1 protein-coding gene is annotated in these 2074 nt (G+C 63.3%); it reads right to left on the bottom strand.

Translation table 11 applies throughout. The annotated features are described in order from the left end of the window. Positions 1–1955: winged helix-turn-helix domain-containing protein (locus tag VEK15_29330; protein ID HXV64836.1), on the bottom strand; the 1955-nt coding region annotated here is incomplete at its 3' end. Between the last annotated feature and the right edge of the window lie 119 nt (positions 1956–2074).

Genomic DNA, 2074 nt, shown 5'->3' with positions numbered 1-2074 from the left:
AATGTGAAAGCCTCCTCGGCTACGTCGACCCGCATCACCGTGCCGACACGATTGGCGCCTCCCCAAAAGAAGAGCTCTTTTCCGTCTTGTCGCCATCGAGGGTGGGTTCCGCCGTGAAGCGAGATCCGTTTCTTGTTCGTTCCGTCGGGGAATCCCATCACGAACACTTCGTACGTCCCGGTCTCAGTTGAAGAGTACGCGAGCCATTTTCCGTTCGGGGAGAGGTGTGCCCCCCATCCCGGGGATCCCGCGTCGACAACGGGCCGCGGCTCGGTCTCTCCGGACACGGGAACGGCCCAGCTCCCGAATCTGAAATTCGTTAGATCAACGAGAACGATGTCTCGGCGCGACCAGTCGGTGGGGATGGCCCCATACACAAGCTCTCGTGGCACCTGCCACAGAAGCGTTTCGTTGCCGCCACCAGCCGACTGCAGCCAGACGCCGTGTTGGCCGTCCCGGTAGGCGCCGTACGCCACGCGCTCACCGTCAGGGGACCACACGAGGTCGGTCTCGAAGGAAGGCGCTGTCGTGAAACGGGACGCGCGGCTGGATTCGACGTCGATGAGCCAGATGTCCACGTTTCCGGTCGCGGGGTCTCGTCGGTTGGCGGCGATCGTTCGTCCATCGGGCGAGAGCGAAGGGTTTACGTACTCGCCCGAGGCAGGCTGAGGAATCCTGGCGAGCTCGCGTCCTTCCCGGTCGTACCAAACGAGCTGGCCCGCGGGTGCGCTGCCACCGCGAAGGGCGAGAATCCCGTTTCGTGAAACGGAGAGCGACGTTCTCGTACCGCCGACTTCGGCGGACATCAATTGGGCTCCCAGGACCTTGGGCTCGCCGTAAAGCATCAGTTTCTCGGTGTCGAACGGCTGGGCATGCACCACCCCGCTGCGAACGAACAACAGGTGACCGGCGTCGTAGTGAGCAGGCGAATCGCTCTCGACCACGAAAACGCTCTTCGGCGACTCCAAAGAGCCAACGAAGATCCTTCCACGTTCGAACGCGTCGTAGGCGAGGTACAGGAAATGCGAGTTGTCGGGAAGGAACGAAGGACACGCACGATAGACGTCGCCCCCGAGTCCGTCTTCGACTGCCAAAGGCGTCGGTTCGCCTCCGTCCGCCGCCATGCGGAAGAGCTTGCCCCAAGCACCGGTGAACACCAATAGGTCGTCATCGCTCCAGCTGCCGCCACGAAAAGGGGTCTCGCTCACCGTCTCGGGCGTCCCACCCGAGAGGCTGACCCTCTTCAGTTGACTCGCCGCGCCGAAACCGATTCGAAGGCTGTCGGGTGACCACAACAGTTGCCAGACGTTCTCGGTTCCGGCGAGCAATTCTGTGCTTCCCGACTCCAGCTCACGGACCCAGATCGAGTCGACGCCGTCCGCGTTGGGAGCGATGAAGGCGAGTTTCCGGCCGTCGGGTGAGATCACGAAGCTCTCGGCCACCGCCTCTGGCGGCGGATGGATCGCGATGCGCGCCGGCTGGCGTGTGTCGACCCGCGGCGGGGAGCCTCGTGAGAAGAGGATCGAAGCCAAGGCGCCTACCATCAGCGCGCCCGCCCACAGCATTGCCTTCCACGAGAGCGACGCTCTCGACGGCCGCGCCGTCTCTTGTTGGGTGCCGGCCGGCTCGCGAGTGAGCTCGTTCAGCCGATAGCCCCTTCCCGGAACCGTCTGGATGAATCGGGCATCTTTCGCGTCATCACCCAGCACACGGCGAAGTTTCTGAATCGCGACGGTGAGGACCTCATCCGAGACAACGCTATCCAGCCAGACCTCTTGAAGGATCTGCTCGCGGCTTACCACGTCGCCCGCACGCGCCGCGAGGCACAGGAGTACCTGCATCACGCGTGGCTCGATTTTTTGGCGGCCTTCGGGGCCGATCACTTGGTTGCGCGCGGGCAGGATCGAATAAACACCGACCCGGAACGAGTCGGGCGGCATCGTCGTACTTCGCACGGCTTCGGAGACTCCGGCGCTTCTTGGTGGCGGCCGTCTAATCTCGCCTAAGCCTACTCTCAAAATGGCAGCGTTTTCAAAACAGGGCGTAGTGCTGATGGCCTAGAGCCTCGGGGCGC

Source organism: Vicinamibacteria bacterium, assembly GCA_035620555.1.
Lineage (GTDB): Bacteria > Acidobacteriota > Vicinamibacteria > Marinacidobacterales > SMYC01 > DASPGQ01.
Note: the sequence above shows the minus strand (reverse complement) of the source record. Positions and strands in the feature narration are given on the sequence as shown.